Source organism: Micromonospora sp. RTGN7 (assembly GCF_033804645.1).
GTDB lineage: Bacteria > Actinomycetota > Actinomycetes > Mycobacteriales > Micromonosporaceae > Micromonospora.
Map to the genome: position 1 here is coordinate 137268 of NZ_JAPZLF010000005.1, position 18449 is coordinate 155716.

The 18449-nt window shown below is 73.5% G+C and carries 16 protein-coding genes; 5 read left to right on the forward strand and 11 right to left on the reverse strand.

Annotation, left to right across the window (positions count from 1 at the left end; translation table 11 throughout):
* Positions 1-14 precede the first annotated feature (14 nt).
* Together SNR22_RS09315 and SNR22_RS09320 are read right to left on the reverse strand one after the other, a co-directional pair.
* Complete coding sequence (locus tag SNR22_RS09315) at positions 15-2219, reverse strand: serine/threonine-protein kinase (protein ID WP_320066104.1); 2205 nt, start codon at positions 2217-2219, stop codon at positions 15-17.
* A complete protein-coding gene (locus SNR22_RS09320; protein ID WP_320066105.1) occupies positions 2219-3874 on the reverse strand; it encodes a serine protease in 1656 nt (551 codons plus the stop codon). Before SNR22_RS09320 ends, SNR22_RS09315 begins: the two co-directional genes overlap by 1 nt.
* A gap of 213 nt (positions 3875-4087) precedes the next feature.
* Between SNR22_RS09320 and SNR22_RS09325 the strand changes: the two genes are divergently transcribed.
* Together SNR22_RS09325 and SNR22_RS09330 are read left to right on the forward strand one after the other, a co-directional pair.
* Positions 4088-5332, forward strand: coding sequence for an MFS transporter (locus SNR22_RS09325; RefSeq protein WP_320066106.1), 1245 nt, complete (start codon positions 4088-4090; stop codon positions 5330-5332).
* A gap of 104 nt (positions 5333-5436) precedes the next feature.
* Positions 5437-6366, forward strand: a complete 930-nt coding sequence (locus tag SNR22_RS09330; RefSeq protein WP_320066107.1) for an alpha/beta hydrolase — start codon at positions 5437-5439, stop codon at positions 6364-6366.
* 39 nt (positions 6367-6405) lie between these two features.
* On the opposite strand, the gene SNR22_RS09335 is transcribed toward SNR22_RS09330, so the two are convergent.
* The gene (locus SNR22_RS09335) at positions 6406-7635 is read right to left on the reverse strand and encodes a helix-turn-helix domain-containing protein (RefSeq protein WP_320066108.1); all 1230 of its coding nucleotides are present in this window, start codon (positions 7633-7635) and stop codon (positions 6406-6408) included.
* A gap of 86 nt (positions 7636-7721) precedes the next feature.
* Between SNR22_RS09335 and SNR22_RS09340 the strand changes: the two genes are divergently transcribed.
* Together SNR22_RS09340 and SNR22_RS09345 are read left to right on the forward strand one after the other, a co-directional pair.
* On the forward strand, positions 7722-8813 hold the full coding sequence (locus tag SNR22_RS09340) for a ferredoxin reductase (protein WP_320066109.1): 1092 nt from the start codon (positions 7722-7724) through the stop codon (positions 8811-8813).
* Between the two features lie 14 nt (positions 8814-8827).
* Positions 8828-9970 (forward strand): acyl-CoA desaturase, encoded by a 1143-nt coding sequence (locus SNR22_RS09345; RefSeq protein ID WP_320066110.1) that lies wholly within the window; start codon positions 8828-8830, stop codon positions 9968-9970.
* A 145-nt stretch (positions 9971-10115) separates the two neighbouring features.
* On the opposite strand, the gene SNR22_RS09350 is transcribed toward SNR22_RS09345, so the two are convergent.
* The 8 genes from SNR22_RS09350 to SNR22_RS09385 form a co-directional block, all read right to left on the reverse strand.
* Positions 10116-10886, reverse strand: coding sequence for a hypothetical protein (locus SNR22_RS09350; protein WP_320066111.1), 771 nt, complete (start codon positions 10884-10886; stop codon positions 10116-10118).
* Between the two features lie 106 nt (positions 10887-10992).
* Complete coding sequence (locus SNR22_RS09355) at positions 10993-12690, reverse strand: long-chain-fatty-acid--CoA ligase (protein WP_320066112.1); 1698 nt, start codon at positions 12688-12690, stop codon at positions 10993-10995.
* Positions 12691-12844: 154 nt separating this feature from the next.
* On the reverse strand, positions 12845-13024 hold the full coding sequence (locus SNR22_RS09360) for a hypothetical protein (protein ID WP_320066113.1): 180 nt from the start codon (positions 13022-13024) through the stop codon (positions 12845-12847).
* 152 nt (positions 13025-13176) lie between these two features.
* Positions 13177-13884: a spermidine synthase gene (locus SNR22_RS09365; RefSeq protein WP_320066114.1), complete on the reverse strand. Its 708-nt coding sequence runs from the start codon at positions 13882-13884 to the stop codon at positions 13177-13179.
* 244 nt (positions 13885-14128) lie between these two features.
* Positions 14129-14497 (reverse strand): DUF4180 domain-containing protein, encoded by a 369-nt coding sequence (locus SNR22_RS09370; RefSeq protein WP_320066115.1) that lies wholly within the window; start codon positions 14495-14497, stop codon positions 14129-14131.
* The gene (locus SNR22_RS09375; protein ID WP_320066116.1) at positions 14490-14954 is read right to left on the reverse strand and encodes a helix-turn-helix domain-containing protein; all 465 of its coding nucleotides are present in this window, start codon (positions 14952-14954) and stop codon (positions 14490-14492) included. Before SNR22_RS09375 ends, SNR22_RS09370 begins: the two co-directional genes overlap by 8 nt.
* Before the next feature lie 41 nt (positions 14955-14995).
* Positions 14996-15736, reverse strand: a complete 741-nt coding sequence (locus SNR22_RS09380) for a class I SAM-dependent methyltransferase (protein ID WP_320066117.1) — start codon at positions 15734-15736, stop codon at positions 14996-14998.
* A 51-nt stretch (positions 15737-15787) separates the two neighbouring features.
* Complete coding sequence (locus SNR22_RS09385; RefSeq protein WP_413775613.1) at positions 15788-15946, reverse strand: DUF397 domain-containing protein; 159 nt, start codon at positions 15944-15946, stop codon at positions 15788-15790.
* A 49-nt stretch (positions 15947-15995) separates the two neighbouring features.
* Here SNR22_RS09385 and SNR22_RS09390 point away from each other — a divergent pair, with 49 nt between their 5' ends.
* Positions 15996-18338: a lysylphosphatidylglycerol synthase domain-containing protein gene (locus SNR22_RS09390; RefSeq protein WP_320066118.1), complete on the forward strand. Its 2343-nt coding sequence runs from the start codon at positions 15996-15998 to the stop codon at positions 18336-18338.
* Positions 18339-18449: the final 111 nt, after the last annotated feature.

The window sequence follows — 18449 nt, forward strand, 5'->3', positions numbered from 1 at the left end:
TGCTCCTCACCGGGTCAGAGTCTGGTCAGTGGCCGGACCGCGTTCGCCCGGTCGACGAGGAGACCGTGGTCGTTGGGCGTGCGCGACTGGCGGGCGAGGGCGCGCAGCGACCTTTCGAGCAACCTCCGTACGGACCGCTCCGACACCTTGTCGCCAAGCGTCGCGCCGCCGGCCAGCCCGCCGGCCCCATGGGCCAGCAGCCGGTCCAGTGCCGCCTGCCGGATCGCCGCCGTCATTCGGTCCCGCGTCTCCCCGTGCCGGGTGCCCCCGTCCAGCCGTAGGTCGTCGAGGCGGCGTACCGCCTCGTTGAGCTGGGCCGCCTCGGGCGGTTCGCCGCCGAGCCAGGTCCCGAGCACCCGGACGGCGGCGATCCGGGCGGCGTCGTAGTGCCGGGAGACGGGGGGCACCCCGTCGAGGCACGTCACCGCCGTCGTGCGGTCGCCCTTGGCCAGCCATAGCCGGGCCAGCCCGAAGGCGGCGCTGGCCGCCGACCGGTCCCGACGCCACACCTCGCGGTAGTAGCGGTCCGCCCGCTGCGTCTCGCCCCGCTGCTCGGCGCAGTAGCCGAGGACCAGCTTCGGCGCCACCTCGCCCGGCAGTTCGCGGTACGCCCCGTCGAACATCTTCGTGGCCTCGGCCACGTCGGCGCGGGCCAGCGACAGCAGTCCCTCGTGCCAGACCAGCCGCCAGTCGGCTGCGGCGTCCTCGTCGAGCAGCGCGCGGGCGGCGGCCAGTGCCCTACCGGCCGGGCCCGGCTCAGCCAGCTCCAGGTGGGCCCGGCAGCGGGCCAGGTGCAGCTCGACCGAGTCCGCCTCGACGGCCGCGAGTCGGGCCAGCAGGCCGCGGGCGTCCAGGGGGCCGATCAGGGCCAGGGTCGGCGTGGCCGGGTCGCCGGTCGCGGGCCGGGGCACCGGCAGGCCGACGGCCACCGCGGCCGGGTCCGGCCGGCCGTGATGCGGCAGGCCACCGGCGGCCGGGTCGATCCAGGCGGCCAGCGGTGGCACCGCGCCGAGACCTGCGTCGAGCAGCGCCGGGGTCGGCGCGAACACGGCGGACGGCTCCTGGGGCCGGTCCGCAGGCAGAGCCGGCAGCAGTTCGCGCAGCACCCCCCTGAGCTGCTCGGACATTTCCGTGGCGGAGGCGAAGCGGCGACGCCACGGTGCCTTGGCCCGGCCGACCAGCCGCTGGAAGGACTCCGCCCCGACCGCGCCCTCTTCATCGGGGGCGAGGGGGCGGGGGAGGACCGCGCTCAGCTCCTCCAGCAGGACCCCGACCGAGTACAGGTCCGACCGCATCGTCGACCCGTGCGTCGCCATCTCCTCCTCGCTGACCCGGTACGGGTAGGGAGTGCGGATCCGTGGGCTGACGTCGTCGTCGGCCCGGCGCACCCCGCCGAGGTCGATCAGCTTGATCCGGTCGGAGGTGCGGATGACGTTGCCCGGGTGCAGGTCGGTGTAGAGCAGCCCCTTGCCGTGCAGGTATTCCAGCGCGGTCAGCAGCTCGTGGCCGTAGGCGAGGATCTCCACCAGGGACAGCGAGGCGCCCGGCCGGTCCTGAACGGCGGCCCGTCGCAGCTCGTGCAGCGACATCCCGGCCAGGTACTCCATCACGATGTAGCTGGTCCGCCCGCCGAAGAGCCGGTCCTCGGCCGTGACGAAGTTGTAGATCCGGACGATGTTGGGGTGGTCCAGCGTGGTGAGGAACCGCCGCTCGTTGACCTCGATCGTCAGCGCCTCCGCGCTGGTCTTGTTGATCAGCCGCTTCAACGCGACCGGGTTGCGGTCCAGGTGGGTGTCCTCCGCGAGGTAGACCTGCCCCAGGCCGCCCTGGGCCAGGTAACCGACCACCTCGTACTGGTCGGCGACGAGGTCGCCGGGGTGCAGGGCGGGCACGAACGCGAAGGGCGTGCCGCAGGCAGGGCAGTAGCCGTGGTCGAGCCGGTCGGCACCGCCCCGACCGACCGGTCCGCCGCACTGGGCGCAGGACCGATGCCGCTCGGGCACCGACATCGGGGCCGAGACCTGGCCGCGCCTCGGGAAGGAGAGCACCGGCAGGGGCACCAGGTTCGCCACGGTCCAGGAGCTGTCCCCGACCGGCTCTGCGGCCCCCGAAGCCTCCGACGGGGCAGGCCGGACGGGCCGGGCCGCGAGGCCGCACACCTCGCAGAAGCCGTCGGCGTCGACGGTGCCGGGACATCCCGGGGTACGCGGGCAGCGCATCAGGAAGGCTCTCCTTCCTGGCGGTCGCCGAGGGCACTGCGGACCTCGTCGGCGTACGCGTGCACGACGGCGGTGGCCTCGGCGAGGTCGCAGGGGCCGACCCAGAGCAGGTCGTGGGCCCGCCGGTAGGACGCCCCGAGGACCTGGTGTTCGGTCAGCCCGGCACCCAGGGCACGGGCCCGTTGTGCATCCAGCAGCCCCCGCAGCTGCTGGTGCTCCGACGCCCGCGCGGCCAGCAACCGCCGCAGCCCCGTCACGTCGTGCAGGGCCCGGTCGGTCTCCCGCTCCACGACGGCCAGGTGTTGCGGCAGCGAGCCGGGGTCGGGCTGCCCGGCGGCGGCGCGCAGGGCGATCAGCCGGATCCGCAGCCGGGTCGCCCGGGCGGGCCCCCGCGGCAGCCCGGTGAGATGCGCCTCCAACTCGTGGCGGTGCGCGCGGGCCCGGCCCTCGGCAACGCGCAGCCCTGCGATCCGGCGCGCGAGCAGGGCGAGCCGGAAGGCCACCGCCGGACCCCGGAAGCCCAGCACCACCCGCAGGTCGCGGTCGGCAGCCCGGTCGACGATCGGCCCGACCACGTCGGCGAGGAGCAGCTCGGGGTCGGTGGACTCGTCCACACCGTCGATCAGCACCGACCGGGGCACCGCCGCGCCGAGCAGGTCACCGACCGGGCCCGCCGTCGGTTCCTCCGCGTCGACGTACGTCAGGATCCGCTCGACCAGTTCCTCGGGCCGCTTGCCGGAGGCCTCCAGCGCCAGGTCGATGCTGCCCAGCGGAGGCAGGGTCGGGTCCTCGTCGGCGGCGAGTGGGCCGGCGGAGACCGGCACCAGCTGCCGGTTGGAGAGGACCACGGCCCGCTTCACCGTGGCCGAGACCGCGGAGTCGGGGGGGCCGGTGACGATCACCAGGACGTTCTCGGCGGTGCGGCGCTCGTAGAGCTGGGCGATCCCGAGGGCAACCCTGTCGTCCTGGTGGGTCGCGCTCATCGAGGCGAGTTCCTCGTCCACCGACGAGCCGCCGACCACCCACGCCCCGACCGCGGGCACGTGGTGCAGAATCGTCTCGACCGGGATCATGTATGACCGGCCGGCGTCGGGATCGGTGTAGTGGTTGACCACCATGCCCACCACCTGACCGGTCTGCTCGTCGACCACCGCCGCACCGCTGAACCCGCCGCGCACCCAGAGCCCCCGGTTCGTGCGGGTCATCTGCACCTGCTCGCCGCCCGGCCCGGCCTGGCCGTCGAGGAGGGCGTGGACGGTCTCGCCCTCGCTGAAGTCCTTCGGAAAACCGAAGGAATAGACGCGCCTCATCCACAGTTCCCGTCGCCGCAGCTCGGCGCCGAGCTGACCGGGGACGGGCTCCACCAGCTCGAGCAGGGCGACGTCGCCCCGACCGTCCGCGTTCAGCGGCACCCAGCCGCCGGCCGTCACCCATGCTCGCCGCGATGGCAGGCCGGGAACGCGGACCAGGTCGATCGTGACGCGGGTGGCGGGCGGAGCGTCGGCTGCCGCGCCCCGGCGGCCGGCCGCGCTGTCGACGACGTGAGCACAGGTGAGGACGTGCCGGTCACCCAGGAGTGTCCCGCTGCCGAGAATCTGGCCGCTCTGCCCGCGGATGCGGACCGGCCATGGCTGACGCCCGTGAATCTCCTTCACCCCAAGTATCGTATTCGCACAATCCACATTCGGTGGGTCCAGGAATTGACCTGTGTAAGAAATGCGACTCCGTAAGACGAGTCGAAAGAGGAGTGGAATCGCCGTCCTGCCCGCTCGAAAACGCGTCGGCCTTCTGAGGCCTGGAATGCGTGGGGCTGCGCGACCCCCGCGCGTGACCCGCCCACCACGCGACGGCCGGCTAGGCTCGGCGCGGTGACGGTCACTACGGGGGTGCCGGCCGCACCCGTCTCGCTGTGGCGCAACCGCGGCTTCAACGCGTTCTGGTCCGCGCAGATCCTCTCCGTGCTCGGTGACTCGTTCTCACAGCTCGCCGTGCCGCTGCTGGTGCTCGACGCGACCGGCTCGATCGCCACGGCCGGCCTACTCACCGGTGCCTCCGGCACGGCGGCGGTGGTCGCCGGCCTCTTCGCCGGGGTCGTGGTGGACCGGTTCGACCGGCGGGCGCTGCTGATCGGTGCCGACGTGGTGCGGATGCTGCTCTTCGCGGCGATCCCTGTGGTGTGGTGGCTGGCACCGGCCCCGCCGATCTGGCCGTTGTTCGTGCTGCTGCCGCTGGCCGCGGCGGTCGGGATGCTGTTCCAGGTCGCCGCCGTCACCGCGATGCGCGGCCTGGTCACCAACGCGGAGCTGACCCAGGCGAACGGCCGACTGCACGCCGGCACCGCTCTGGCCTCCGTGGCGGGGCCGGCGCTGGCCGGCGTGGTGTCGGGTTGGCTCGGCCCGGCGGGCGCGATCGCCGTCAACGCCGCGAGCTTCGGGCTCTCCGCGGCGCTGCTGGTGCTGGTGCGGCTGCCCCGGCGGGTCGCCCTGCTCGCCGGCGCCGAGGACCGGGCGGGGCCGTGGGCGGAGTTCCTGGCCGGCGCGCGGTTCCTGCTCCGCCACCCGGTGCTGCGCCCGCTGACCGGGTTGCTGACCGTCTTCCTCCTGTTCACCTACGGCATGGACGACGTGCTGATCTACCACCTCAAGCACGGTCTCGGCCAGCCCGACGGCACGGTCGGCCTGGTGCTCACCGCCGGGGCGGCCGGGACGGTGACCGGGTCGCTGCTCGTCGCGCGGCTGCGCCGGCGGTTCGGATTCGGCGCGTGCTGGATCGGTGCGGTCGCGGTCACCGGCGTCGCCGTCGCGGCCCTGGCGCTGACCCGTCGGCCCGTCGAGGCCGGCGCGCTGATGCTGGTCTACTTCGGCTGCCTGAGCGTCGGCGGCATCTGCTCGCTGTCGCTGCGCCAGGAGGTGACGCCGGAGCACCTGCTCGGCCGGGTCACCGCCGCGTTCTGGACGATTCACTTCTCGCTCGGCGGCATCGGCGCGGCGGGGTTCACCTGGCTGGCCCAGCGGCACGGGGCCTCGCTCACGTTCGCCCTGGCCGGTGGCGGCTGCCTGGTCGTGGCCGTCGCCGCTCTGTTTACCGCCGTCCGTCGGGCGGGCCCGGCCTGACCCGCCCCGACCCGCCGGGCGACGCCCCGGGGCGGGTTCATCCGATCGGGTGACCACCGGGTGTTGCGCCTCAGCGACGGACGGTCGCTGCCAGACTCGGCCGCATGTCCAGCACCGGGGAGATCGTCACGCTCAGGGACGGCCGTCGGGCGGCGGTGCATCGGCTCGGGACGGAGGCCGGCGACCGGGTGGTGGTGTTCTGCCACGCCGCCCCGGGGTCGGGCGCCTTCGACCCGGACCCGGCCGCCACCCGCGCTGCCCGGGTCACCCTGCTCGCGCTCGACCGGCCCGGCTACGGCGGCTCCGACCCGGCCACCGGCTGGGCGGACGTGCCGGCCGCCGCCGACGACCTCGCCGACGTGCTCGACCAGCGGGGACTCGGCCCGGTGCCGGTCGTCGGCTGGTCGGGCGGGGGCCGGGTGGCCCTCGCGCTGGCCGCCCGCCGGCCGGACCTGGTGAGCCGGCTCGTGGTGCTGGCCACCCCCGCCCCCGACGAGGAGCTCCCCTGGATCGACCCGGGGCAGCGGGACACGCTGGCGGCGCTGCGTGGCCAGCCGCTCGACCAGGTCCGCGCCCAGCTCGACGCCGCGCTGGCCGGCGTGGTCCCGGCCGATCCGCAGCACCCGCAGGGGTACCGGACGTTGCTCGGGGCGGGTCCGGCCGACCAGGCCGCGCTGGACGCCCCCGGCGCCGCCCACCGGCTCGGCGACATGCTGGCCGAGGCGTTCGCGCAGGGTGTGCGGGGGATAGTCGACGACATCGCCGGGTACGCGCTGCGCCCCTGGGGCTTCACCCCCGGCCAGGTGGGCGCGGCCACTTTGCTGCTGTACGGCGCCGATGACGCCCTCGCCCGTCCGGAGCACGGCCGGTGGTGGCGCGACGCGCTGCCCGACGCGCGACTGGAGGTCGTCCCGGACGCCGGCCACCTGCTGGTGGTGCCGTCCTGGGCCCGGGTCCTCGATCACCTGGTCGGGCCGCCGACGCGGAACACCTCTGTCCGGGAGGCGGTCGCGCTCATCCTGCGCGCCCCGTGATCCCGACGCTCACACCGGCCCGCCGGCCCGTCGGCGCGGTCAGTCCGGTTCCTGCGGGGTCGGGAGGACCGCCAGGGCCAGCGTCAGGTCCAGCACGGTCGCCGGGTCGTGCAGGCGGTCGCCGAACAGCTCCCGCACCTTCGCCATCCGATAGCGCACCGTCTGCGGGTGCACGAAGAGGGCCGCCGCCACGTCGTCGCGGCGGCCCTGGTGCAGCAGCCAGGCGCGCAAGGTCTCGGCGAGCCGGTGCGCGGTGGCCGGCGGCAGCGATGCCAGCGGGCGCAGCACCTGCGAGCGCAGGTCGGCCAGGGCCTCCGGGTCGGTGCTGAGCAGCAGCTCGGCGAGGTGCTGCTCAGTGTCCAGCGGGGTGTCCGCGTCGTCGCCTCGCAGCCCGAGCAACAGCGCCCGGGTGGCCCGCTCGTACGACCCGGCCACCCGGTGCCACGGCCGGGCCGGCCCCAGCACCGCCCGGTGCCCCTTGAGTACCCGGGTGAGCTGCCGCCGCCGACCGCCGTGCACGTCCGGCACGAGCAGCACGGCCAACTCCTCGGCCGGGCCCACCCCGGGTAGGTCCTCCCCGCTCTCCAGGGTGTGCGGGCTCAGTGCGGTCAGGACGGTGCGCAGACTGCTGCGGGGCAGCAGCACGACGGTCAGCGTCTGCGGCGCGGGCCAGTCTGCCCGCTCGGCTCTGCGACGCAGCACGTCCTCGGCCTCGCCGGCCAGCAGTTGCTGGGTGAGCCGCTCCAGGTACCGTCGCCGGGCCCGACCGACGGTGGCCAGCTCGTCGGCGTGGCCCGCCACGCTGGCGGCGGAGAGCTCGTCGATGTAGGCGAACATCAGCTCGGCGAAGTCGGCAACGGTCTCGGCGGGCAGCCCGCTGCGCACGGTGGTGGTGGAGACCTCCCGCCAGGACACCCGCGCCCCCACCCGGTACGCGGCCAGCAGCGCGTCCATGCTGCGGCCGGAGCGGGCCTCGCCGCTGCCCAGGGCGTACGCCGCCTCCAGCGCCGGGGTCAGCGGGGTGCTCGGGTCAGCCGCCTCGGGGCGACCGATGAGCTTGAGGAACGTGCCCAGCGCGATGCGTACCGCGTTCTCGATCTTCTCCCGCATCTGCCCGGTGAGGGTGCCGGAGTAGGCGGGCACCTCGGCGGTGATCGCGGTCACCGTCCGCTCGGCGACCAGCGGCAGCGTGGCGCGCAGCCGGGCGGCCATCTGCTCGTCCAGCTCGAGGTGGGCAGCACGGTGGCTGGTCCCGGACCCGTCCGACATCTAATTGTTCCCCCAGAACAAGACCCTGCGGCTTATTCACCTTTCTTGGCCAAGATGTTATGCGATCGGGCCGCCAGGCTGGTCATATGACCACTACCGTCCCGCGCCCACCCGGCCGGCTCACCGTACGGGACAAACTGTTCCGGCTCGCCGAGACGGTCACCACCCCCCTGCTGCCCGAGGACTACCTCGACCTGGTGGCGCCGCTGCGCTCCGGGGCGGCGCTGCGCGGACGGATCGTCGAGGTCCGCCCCGAGACCCGGGATGCGGCGACGTTGACCATCCGTCCGGGGCGCGGCTGGCGTGGGCACACCCCCGGGCAGTATGTCCGCCTCGGCGTCGACGTCGACGGGGTCCGCCAGTGGCGGGCGTACTCGCTCACCTCGGTCCCCGGCCGCCCCGACGGGCTGATCTCGGTAACCGTGAAGGCGATCCCCGACGGCAAGGTCAGCAACCACCTGGTCCGCCGGGTGAAGCCCGGCACGCTGGTCCAGCTCGACCAGGCCCAGGGCGACTTCGTCCAGCCGACGACCGCCCCGGAGCGGATCCTCTTCGTCACCGCAGGCAGCGGCGTCACCCCGGTGATGGGGATGCTGCGCGCCGGCGCGCACGACACCGCCGACGTTGTGCTGGTGCACTCCGCGCCGACCCCGGCCGACGTGATCTTCGCCGACGAGCTGCGCGGCCTCGCCGGGCGGGGCACGATCCGTCTCGTCGAGCGGCACACCGACACCGACGGGGTGCTCGGCGTGGCCGAGCTGGCCGACCTGGTGCCCGACCATCTCGACCGGCAGACCTGGGCGTGCGGCCCGGTCGGCCTGCTCGACGCGATCGAGGCGCACTGGGCGGCCCACGGGGCGCCCGACCGGCTGCACACCGAGCGGTTCCGGCCGACGGTGATCTCCCAGGGCACCGGGGGCACGGTCACCTTCACCCGGGCCGGGGTCACCGTCGTCGCCGACGGCGGCACCGCGCTGCTCGACGCGGGCGAGGAGGCCGGAGTGCTGATGCCCTCCGGGTGCCGGATGGGCATCTGCTACGGCTGCGTGGTGCCGCTGCGCGAGGGCGCGGTCCGCGACCTGCGCAACGGGGACGTCACCACCGCCGTCCCCGGCGACGGCGTGCTCATCCAGACCTGCGTGTCGGCGGCGGCCGGTACCTGCGACATCGACCTCTGACAGGAGAACCGGACATGACCGTCATCCAGAAGAAGGCCCACAACCCGATCGCGCACCTTACCGCCGAGGACATCGAGACCCTCGGCGAGGAGCTCGACGCCATTCGCGCCCGGGTGATCGCCAGCCGGGGTGAGTCCGACGCCGCGTACATCCGCAAGGTGATCTCGATCCAGCGCCGGTTGGAGCTGGGCAGCCGGGCCGTGCTGCTCTTCTCGCTCTTCCCACCGGCCTGGGTGGCCGGCACCGCGGGCCTCGCGGTGGCCAAGATCCTGGAGAACATGGAGGTCGGCCACAACGTCCTGCACGGCCAGTGGGACTGGATGCGCGACCCGAAGATCCACTCGACCACCTGGGAGTGGGACCACGTCTCCCCGGCCGAGCAGTGGAAGCACTCGCACAACGAGCTGCACCACACGTACACCAACGTGATCGGCAAGGACAACGACCTCGGGTACGGCATCATGCGCGTCGACGAGGACCAGCGGTGGTACCCGATGCACCTCGGCCAGCCGCTGTGGAACTTCATCAACGCCTGCTTCTTCGAGTACGGCATCGCCGCGTACGACCTGGAACTGGGCCGCAACCTGCGGAGGGGCCGACACAAGGCCCCCGAGTTCCGGGCCCGGGCCCGCGCGGTCGGCCGCAAGATCCGTCGCCAGGTCCTCAAGGACTACATCATCCACCCGCTGCTCTCCGGCCCGTCGTTCCTGCACACCATGGCCGCCACCTTCACCGCGAACCTGATCCGCAACCTGTGGAGCCACTCGGTGATCATGTGCGGGCACTTCCCGGAGGGGGTGGAGACCTTCTCGAGGAAGTCCATCGTGGGAGAGACCCGCGGGGAGTGGTACCTGCGGCAGATGCTCGGCTCGGCCAACATCAGCGGCAGCAAGCTGATGCACATCATGACCGGCAACCTGTCCTTCCAGATTGAGCACCACCTCTTCCCGGACCTGCCGAGCAACCGGTATCAGGAGGTCGCCCCGGAGGTGCGGGCGCTGTTCGCGAAGTACGGGCTGACGTACACCGTCGGGTCGCTGCCGAAGCAGGTCGCCTCCGCGTGGTGGAAGGTCATCCGGCTCTCCCTGCCGAACCGCTCCACCTCCGCCCCGCGCCCGGCCGACGACCGCTCCACCCCCACCCCCGCCCTGGTGTAAGGAAGGGCACCCTGTTAACGCATTCGGTATAGCAGGGGCCCCTTGTTAACCAAGCTGCCGCGCCCGGTGCGGGGCAGCGCGAGGCACGGCGGTCACCGTGGCGCGGGCGTAGGCCGGGGCGGTGCCGGCCCGGTCGCTCCGGACGTCACCCCGCCCGCACGGTTGCGCCGGTTGGGCCGGTTGGCGTCCCGGCCGGGGTGGGCCCGGCCGGGGTGGGCCCGGCCAGCGCGGGCCTGGTCGGCGCGGGCCTGGTCGGGGCGGCCGGGGCGCCGCGACGGCGGCGCAGCACCAGCCAGGTGCCGAGTACCGCCAGAGAGACCAGCGGGGCCGGGTGGCCGAGCAGCGCGGCGACGGCCAGGTCCGCCGTCACCGCGGCGACGGTGGCGACGAAGACCCAGCGGGGCGCGGTGTCGTGGGAGACCCGACGACGGTCCCTCGGCATCCACCGGGTGGTCGCCCAGGGCTTGGCCACCGACACCCAGGCCTGGAACGCGACGGCCCCGGCCATCAGCGCGGAGCCGACCGCCAGCGGCACCGCCGGCCCGGAGCGGCCCTCGGCGGCGGCCGAGGCGGTCTCGGCCAGGGCATCGCTGAGGACGAAGATGCCCAGGTAGAGCTGGACCAGGGTGATCACGAACTTCACCAGCACCCAGCGGTGCCGGAAGAACCCCCACGGGGTGGCGGCGGCGAGCATGAAGCCGGTGAACGCCGAGGCGTTGGCCAGCGGCGCGAGCAGCCTGCCGTCGAGCACCTGCGCCATGGCCGTGGCGCTGACCGCGACGTCCCGACTCGGGGTGGTCAGACTGGTGGTGACCAGCACGAAGATGGCCAGGGCCTGCGCCATCCAGCCCACCGAGGTCGTCACGTGCAGCCACACGGCGAGCTGACGCCAGCCTCGCCCGGATCGAGTTGCCATGGCCCTCACGCTGCCACCGTCGCCACCCGACCTCCATCGGAGGAAACCCGCGATTACGGCGGCACCGTCCTAAGGGGAGTCCCTGAGCGACGTGCCGCGAGTGCGGCTAAGCCCCCGTCGGCGGCCGCTCGGCGAGCAGCCGTTCGCGGACCTCCCGGCGCAGCACCTTGCCGATCTGCGAGCGGGGCAGGTCGTCGACCAGCACCACCCGGCGAGGGACCTTGTAGCCGGCCAACCGCTCCCGACAGCCGGCCCGTAGGGCGGCCTCGTCCAGGTGCGCATCGGGGTGCGGCACCACCACCGCGACGACCTCCTCCCCGCCGTGGGCGGCGGGCAGGCCCACCGCGGCGGCGTCGCGTACGCCGGGTAGCCGGCGCAGCGCGTCCTCCACCTCCGACGGGTAGACGTTGAAGCCCCCGGTGATGATCAGCTCCTTGATCCGGTCGACCACGGTGACGAAACCGTCCTCGTCCATCACCACGATGTCGCCGGTGCGCAGCCAGCCCTCGGGCAGCAGCGCCTTCGCGGTCTCCTCGGGGCGTCGCCAGTAACCGGCGAAGACCTGCGGGCCACGCACCAGCAGCTCGCCGGCCTCACCGGGGCCCCGGTCGCGGGACGGGTCGTCGGGGTCGACGATGCGCACATCGGTGGAGGGGAACGGCACCCCCACCGTGCCCGGCCGCCGGGCGGGGGAGACCGGATTGCCCAGGGTGATCGGCGAGGACTCGGTCATGCCGTACCCCTCGACCAGCAGACCGCCGGTCACCGACTCCCACAGCTCGACGGTGGCCGGCGGCAGGGCCATCGCACCGGAGATGGCGTACCGGACGGAGGTCAGGTCGATGCCGCGCTCCCGGGCCCGGGCGGCGAGCCGTTCGTAGATCGGCGGGACGGCGGGCAGGAACGTTGGCGGGCGGCGCCGGGCTGCGTCGAGGACCTGGTCGACGTCGAAGCGGGGGAAGAGCACCAACGTCGCGCCGATGCCCACCGAGAAGGTCAGGCAGAGCGTGAGCCCGTACGCGTGGAACAGCGGCAGCACCGCGTACACCGTCTCCGCGCCGTCGTTCAGGCCCGGCACCCACGCGCGGCCCTGCGCGGCGTTGGCCCGCAGGTTCCGATGGGTCAGGACTGCGCCCTTCGGGGTGCCGGTGGTGCCGCCGGTGTACTGCAACAGCGCGGTGTCGTCCGGGCCGGGCGCGGGATGGTCGGCCGGCAGCGGCCCGGCGGCGGCGATCAGGTCCGCCCAGCGTCTCGTGCCCGGAGCCGGGCCGGTCATCGCCGACCGGGTCGCGCGGGCGCTGGCCAGCGGCAACCGCAGCGCCCACCGCTTGAGCCGGGGCAGCGCGCCGGTGAGGTCCACCGCCACCACGGTCTGCACCTCGCCCCGGCCGCGCACCAGCGGGGCGATCTTGTCCCAGACCACCGCCACCCGGGCGCCGTGGTCGGTGAGCTGCTGGTCGAGCTCCTGGGCGGTGTAGAGCGGGTTGTGCTCGACCACCACCGCGCCCAGCCGCAGCGCCGCGTAGAAGGCGACCACATGCTGGGGGCAGTTCGGCAGCACCAGCGCCACCCGGTCGCCCCGGGCGACGCCGAGCCCGCGCAGCGCCTCCGCCGCGCGGGCCACCTGGTCCATAAGTTCTCCGTACGTGGTGGTGGCGCCGTAGAAGTCGAGCGCCACCCGGGGGCCGAACCGGCGGACCGCGTCCCGGAGCAGGTCGACCAACGACCCGTCGGGCTCGGCGACGGTGGCTGGCACGCCGGGGGCGTAACTGCGCAGCCAGGGGCGTTCGGCGGTCAGGTCCACTCGGCTCTCCTCGGGGCGGTCGTTGGTGGCCCGCTCCTCGTCGGGCGGGCGTCCGGACGGCCCACGGCGATATCGCCGGCCGTCCGTCAGCCTAGCCCTACGGGTCGGTAACCTACGGTCTCGTAGGTTACCCGCCGCGGGTACCGCGGGCCGGTCAGCGTCGCCGGGACTGCTGGTGACGCAGCACCTGGCGGCCCCGCACGAACGCGAACACGATGAGCGCGATCAGCGCGATCGCCCCGATGATCACCAACCAGCGGACCGCTTCGAGGAGCAGCCCGAGCAGAATGAGCACGCCGGCGGCGACGCCGACGACCCAGAGTATGGCCCGCATGTCCACCTCCCGTAGGCCGGACGCCCGCCGCGTTGGCGGCCCGGCCCCGACGCCTTTCCCGGTCCGGTCGGCGCCATGCCTTCCCAACCGGCCGCCGCGCCACCGGCGCCCGCCGCTGATCGGGGTCGGGCCGGTGATCGGCGCCTGGCCGGCTACCGGCGGGCGACGTAGACGGTGTTGGCGGACTCCCGGCCCTGCAACGGGTTGGGAAAGCGGACGACGTGGGCCAGGGAGGTCGGGAACACCCCGGTCAGCACCCGCTGGAAGTCGGAGTCCGGCGGGTCGTTGGACCAGAGCGCGAAGACCCCGTCCGGGTGCAGCAGGTCGGCGAGCCGGCGCAGGCCGTCGGCGGTGTAGAACGGGGCGTGGCTCGGGTGCAGCACGTGCCGGGGGGAGTGGTCCACGTCCAGCAGGATCGCGTGGAACCGCCGGCCGGGCTCGTCCGGGTCGAAGCCCGCCCCGTCGGCCACCGCCGCGAAGAAGTCCGCCCGGACGAACCGGGTACGCGCGTCGTCGGCCAGCCCCGACGCGAACGGCAGCAGGCCACGCCGGTGCCAGTCGATGACGTCCTCGATCGCCTCCACCACCACGAGCGAACGGACCCGGGGATCCTCCAGCGCGGTGCGGGCCGTGTAGCCGAGGCCGAGGCCGCCGACCACGACGTCGAGGGCGTCGCCGGGTAGCGGTGCCAGCCCCAGCCGGGCCAACTCGATCTCCGCCACCGGGAAGAGGCTGGACATCAGAAACTCGTCGCCCAGCTTGACCTCGTACACCTCGCGGTCCAGCGCGGGATCGTGCCGCCGCCGCAGGCTGATCTCCCCGATCGGGGTCTCCCGCCAGGCCAGTTCCTCGAATCGCACGCCCACGGGGTTCCTCACTTCGGCCGGTTCCGGTCCGAGCGGATGCTACCGCCCGCCCACGCGGGGCCGCCGCAACACCACGCCCCCGATACGCCACCAGCCACCTGCGGGCCCCGCCACCCCGTGGGCGGGGGCGCGCACATTCACGGAAAGTGCGCTTATCCAGCGCCGAATAACCACCCTTTCCGTGAATGTGCGGGAGTCGGGTCGTCTCCGGGGTGGGTGGAGTGGGGGTGGGAGGGGGTTAGGGGGTGGGGTGTAGGCGGGCTTCGAGGGTGGACAGGTCGGGGAGGAACCAGACGTGGTCGGCCCGGTTGGACTCGTAGACCAGGGCGCGTAGGGCGGCACTGGCCGACAGGTGGTCGGTGATGTCGCCGAGGACGACCAGGCGTAGCTGGTAGTTGACGAACTTCTGCATCACCTCGCCTGCGAAGCGGGTGTCCAGGGAGAAGAAGGTCTCGTCCAGCCGGCTCGCGGGCACCGCCACCACCTCCGCGCCGAGGAAGGCCGCGCCGATCAGGTCGAGCGCGTCCTGCACGGTCACCACCGGCGGGCCGGCCGGGTCGCAGATTAGCACCGGTACCCCGGCCAGCTCCCGCATCTCGTCAGGCATGATCGGTTTCCCCGGCGAGCAGGCCGTTGTCGCCGTCGAGCACGGCGTCGAGCAGGCGTAGCAGGTCGGCGGTGGTGGCGGCGTCGCCCAGGATCACGATCTTCATTCGGTTCCGTTCCTCGTCGTGGACGGTCTGGACGCGCAACGGGCGCCCGGGGTCGTGGCCGGTGTTCGCCCCGGCCAGGACGAGCGTGCCCAGCCGGTCGGCCGCTGTCCGGTCGACGCCGTCGATCTGCACGATGCTCGACACCTCCACCGACGCGGCGCCGGTGGGCCGGGCCGGTGTCGGCTCGGGGGGCCGCCCGGTCAGCGCGTCGAGGTCGGCGCGGGCGATCCGGTACTGCTTGCCGATCCGTACCGCCGCGAGTCGGCCGGAGCGGATGTAGCCCCGCACGGTGCGTACATGCAGGCCGAGCAGGTCGGCCACTTGCTCGACGGAGTACATTTCTTCCCTCATCGCTCCCCATCGTAGCTGCAATTGGGGAATGATAGGGAGCCTCAGTCCGCAGGCTTCTCCCAGACCGAGATGTGCCCGATGCTCTCGTGGGTGAAGGGCTGCCGGCCCCAGCCCGCCCAACGGTCACGCAGGCGCAGGCCGGCGAGCTGGGCCATCAGGTCGAGTTCGGCGGGCCACACGTACCGGAAGGGGATCGACCGGAACTCGCCACGCCCGTCGACCACCGTGACGTAGTTCGAACTGGTCGCCTGGGTCGCGGTGTCGTAGACGTCGTACGCCCAACTGGTCGGGCCGGTGTGCCACAGCACGACGTTCTCCCCGGGCGGGAGCCTGCGCAGCAGCGGCATCTCGACCTCGATGACGAAGCAGCCGCCCGGTTCGAGATGCGCCGCGACGTTGCGGAAGCAGGCCACCTGTTCCGCCTGGGTGGTCAGGTTCATGATCGTGTTGTAGACCAGGTACGCCAGGGTGAACGCCCCGTCCACCCTGGTCGTGGCGAAGTCGCCGATGGTCACGCCGACCGCGTCGCCGCCGGGCTTGGCGCGTAGCCGGGCCACCATCGCCCGGGACAGGTCGACGCCGTGGACGGGAACCCCGCGACCGGCCAGCGGCAGCGCGATCCGTCCGGTACCGACGCCCAACTCCAGCGCCCGGCCGTCGCCGGCGAGCGCGGCGAGCAGGTTCACCGTGGCCGTCACGACGCCCGGGTCGAACCTCTCGTCCGACGGGTCGTCATAGCGCGCCGCGATCCGCTCCCCGAAGTGCCCGTCGCCGTCGTCCATCGGTGGACCGTACCTCCGGGGCTCCTGCCGCCGCCGCCGAGTTTCGGCCCGTCAGCTCCGGGAGGCGACGCGGGCGACGAAGTCACGCCAGGCGGTCGGGGTGAAGGTGAGGGCCGGGCCGGCGGGGTCCTTGCTGTCGCGTACGCCGACGACACCGGCAGCGGGGGAAACGGCGTGCCGGAGCCCACCCGGGCCGTAGGGTCGATCCACAGGCCCGGAGCCGGTTCCGGGGAGCGACCGTCGGAGTCGAGGACTGGTGATGGCCCGGACGCACCGCCCGTCACCGGCGCTGCTGGTCAGCCTGCTCACCTCGACCGGCCTGCTGGTCGCGGTGAGCCTGGCGGTGGGCCACCACCCGGTCGCCCGCTGGGAGCGGGACCTGTTCACCCTGCTCAACCGCCTGCCGGCCGGGCTGACTCCCGGGCTGGTCGTGGTCATGCAGCTCGGGTCGTACGTGGCCGTCTTCGTCGTCGCCGCCGTGGCCGCGCTCATGCGGCGCTTCGCGGTCGCCCGCGATCTGCTCCTGGCTGGCAACCTGGCGTACTGGCTCGCGGTGCTGGGCAAGGCCGCAGTGGCCCGGCAGCGACCCGCGGCGCTGCTGGCCGACGTACGGACGCACGACACGATCACCGGAGCGTTCGGCTACCCGTCCGGGCACGTCGCGGTCGCCTCCGCCCTGTGCCTCGTCACCGCCCGCGCTGTCGATCCGCGCTGGCGCCGACCGCTGTGGGCGGTGATCGTCCTGGTTGCACTGGCCCGCGTGCACGTCGGGGCGCACCTGCCCGCCGACGCGGTCGGCGGATTCCTGGCCGGTTGGCTGGCGGTGTGCCTGACCCGTCTGGTCGTCGGCGAGGTCGGCCCGGAGCAGTCCATCTCGCGGCTGCGCCGGGTGCTCGCGCGGCGCGGGATCGACGCCGTACGGCTGGAGCCGATCACCGGGGACGCCCGTGGTTCACGGCCCTGGCGGGCGGACACCGCCGACGGCCGCCGGATGTTCGTGAAGGTGACCGGCGGTGAACAGCGCGACGCGGACTGGGCGTACAAGTTCTACCGGCGACTGCGCTACCGGCATGTGGCCGACGAACCACCATATGCCACCGCGAAGCAGAAGAACGAGCACGAAACATATCTGGTCCTGCTGGCGCAGCGCGCCGGGGCGCGGGTGCCCGCAGTCGTCGCCACCGCCATCACCGAGCGCGGTGACGCCCTGCTGGTGCAGGAGTTCGCCGACGCCGCCTCGCTGGATGCGACGCTCGGACCGCTGCCGCTCGCCGCGGCGGCCGACGTCTGTCGACAGGTGGCGCTGCTGCACCGCGCCGGGATCGCGCACCGCGACCTGCGCGCGGCCAACATCCTCATCCGTGGCCGGACCGCGTACCTCGTCGACTTCGGCTTCGGCGCCGACGACGCCACGCCCGACCAGCAGTCCCGGGACATCGTCGAACTGCTGGTAACCCTCGCCGGTCGGATCACCCCTCGGGCCGCAGTCGACGCGGCCGTCGCGCAGTTCGGCGGCGGGCACGTCGCCGACAGCCTGCCGTACCTACAGAAGCCGGTGCTCTCCCGGGCGGGACGGAGCACGCTACGCGGCTACCCCGACCTGCTGGAACAGGTACGCGGCGAGATCCTCCGGCACTGCCCGGACCGCGACGACCGGCTGGCCCGTGTCGTGCGGGTAACTCCACGCAGCATCGGGCTGCTGCTCATCCTCGGCCTGCTCGTACACCTTCTCCTTCCCCAGGTCGGACAGGTACGCACCGCCCTGCACCTGATGGCTCATGCGAACCCGGCGGCCGTCGCCGGCGCCCTGCTCGCCTCCGTGGCCACCTATGTGCTCAGCGCCGTCGTGCTGCGTATCGCCGCCGCCGATCGGATTCCGCTATGGGAGGCGACCGTCGTGCAGGTCGCCGCGTCCTTCGCCAACCGGCTGGCCCCGGGCAGCGTCGGCGGTGCCGCCCTGAGCCTTCGCTACCTGCACCAGAAGGCGATCCCCACGGCAGAGGCGGCCACCGCCGTGGCCGTGTCCCGCGTCGCGGGCGTCGTCTCCGTCGCGCTGCTGCTGCCCGTGCTGCTGCCCTTCGCCCGTCAGCCCGTCAGCACCCTGACCCACGAGGCCAGCGCCAAGGCGCTGCCCATCCTGCTGACCGTCGTGGCGGTGCTGCTGGTCGCCGCGGTGGCCCTCACCATTCCCCGGCTGCGCCGGCAGGGACGCGCCGCAGCCGGTCAGGTGCTGTCGGCCCTGCGTACCCTGACCCACCAGCACCGGCTGGTCCGGCTGGTCGTGTCCTCGCTGGCTCTCACCCTCTGCTACGGCGCCAGTCTTTACCTTGCGGTGCTCGCCGTCGGCGCGCCGGTCGACCTCAGGCTGGTGCCCCCGGTGATTCTGGTGTGCGTCGTCGGCGAGGGTGTCTCCTCCGCAGCCCCCACGCCCGGTGGGCTCGGGGCCACCGAGGCGGCTCTCGTGTCCGGGCTGCTGCTCTACGGGCTGACCGTGGAGACGGCCGTCGCCGCGGTCCTGATCTACCGACTCGCGACGTTCTGGCTGCCCACCATCCCCGGAGTCGTGGCCCTACGGGTGCTCGCCCACCGACGCCTGGTGTGACCGCAGGACGGTTCACCAGAGCAGCAGCCGATCGCCGTGCCACAACGCGACCAGGGCGAGCGGCAGCGGCGCGTCGTCTCTGAGGTCCGGTGGCCCGTGCGTCGCCGGCAC

Bases quoted from the DNA above. Each gene is read 5' to 3' on its own strand.
- SNR22_RS09340 (WP_320066109.1), top strand. From the start codon at position 7,722: ATGACCACTACCGTCCCGCGCCCACCCGGCCGGCTCACCGTACGGGAC.
- SNR22_RS09380 (WP_320066117.1), bottom strand. From the start codon at position 15,736: ATGGACGACGGCGACGGGCACTTCGGGGAGCGGATCGCGGCGCGCTAT.
- SNR22_RS09390 (WP_320066118.1), top strand. From the start codon at position 15,996: ATGGCCCGGACGCACCGCCCGTCACCGGCGCTGCTGGTCAGCCTGCTC.
- SNR22_RS09345 (WP_320066110.1), top strand. From the start codon at position 8,828: ATGACCGTCATCCAGAAGAAGGCCCACAACCCGATCGCGCACCTTACC.
- SNR22_RS09350 (WP_320066111.1), bottom strand. From the start codon at position 10,886: ATGGCAACTCGATCCGGGCGAGGCTGGCGTCAGCTCGCCGTGTGGCTG.
- SNR22_RS09335 (WP_320066108.1), bottom strand. From the start codon at position 7,635: ATGTCGGACGGGTCCGGGACCAGCCACCGTGCTGCCCACCTCGAGCTG.
- SNR22_RS09360 (WP_320066113.1), bottom strand. From the start codon at position 13,024: ATGCGGGCCATACTCTGGGTCGTCGGCGTCGCCGCCGGCGTGCTCATT.
- SNR22_RS09330 (WP_320066107.1), top strand. From the start codon at position 5,437: ATGTCCAGCACCGGGGAGATCGTCACGCTCAGGGACGGCCGTCGGGCG.
- SNR22_RS09375 (WP_320066116.1), bottom strand. From the start codon at position 14,954: ATGAGGGAAGAAATGTACTCCGTCGAGCAAGTGGCCGACCTGCTCGGC.
- SNR22_RS09370 (WP_320066115.1), bottom strand. From the start codon at position 14,497: ATGCCTGACGAGATGCGGGAGCTGGCCGGGGTACCGGTGCTAATCTGC.
- SNR22_RS09315 (WP_320066104.1), bottom strand. From the start codon at position 2,219: ATGCGCTGCCCGCGTACCCCGGGATGTCCCGGCACCGTCGACGCCGAC.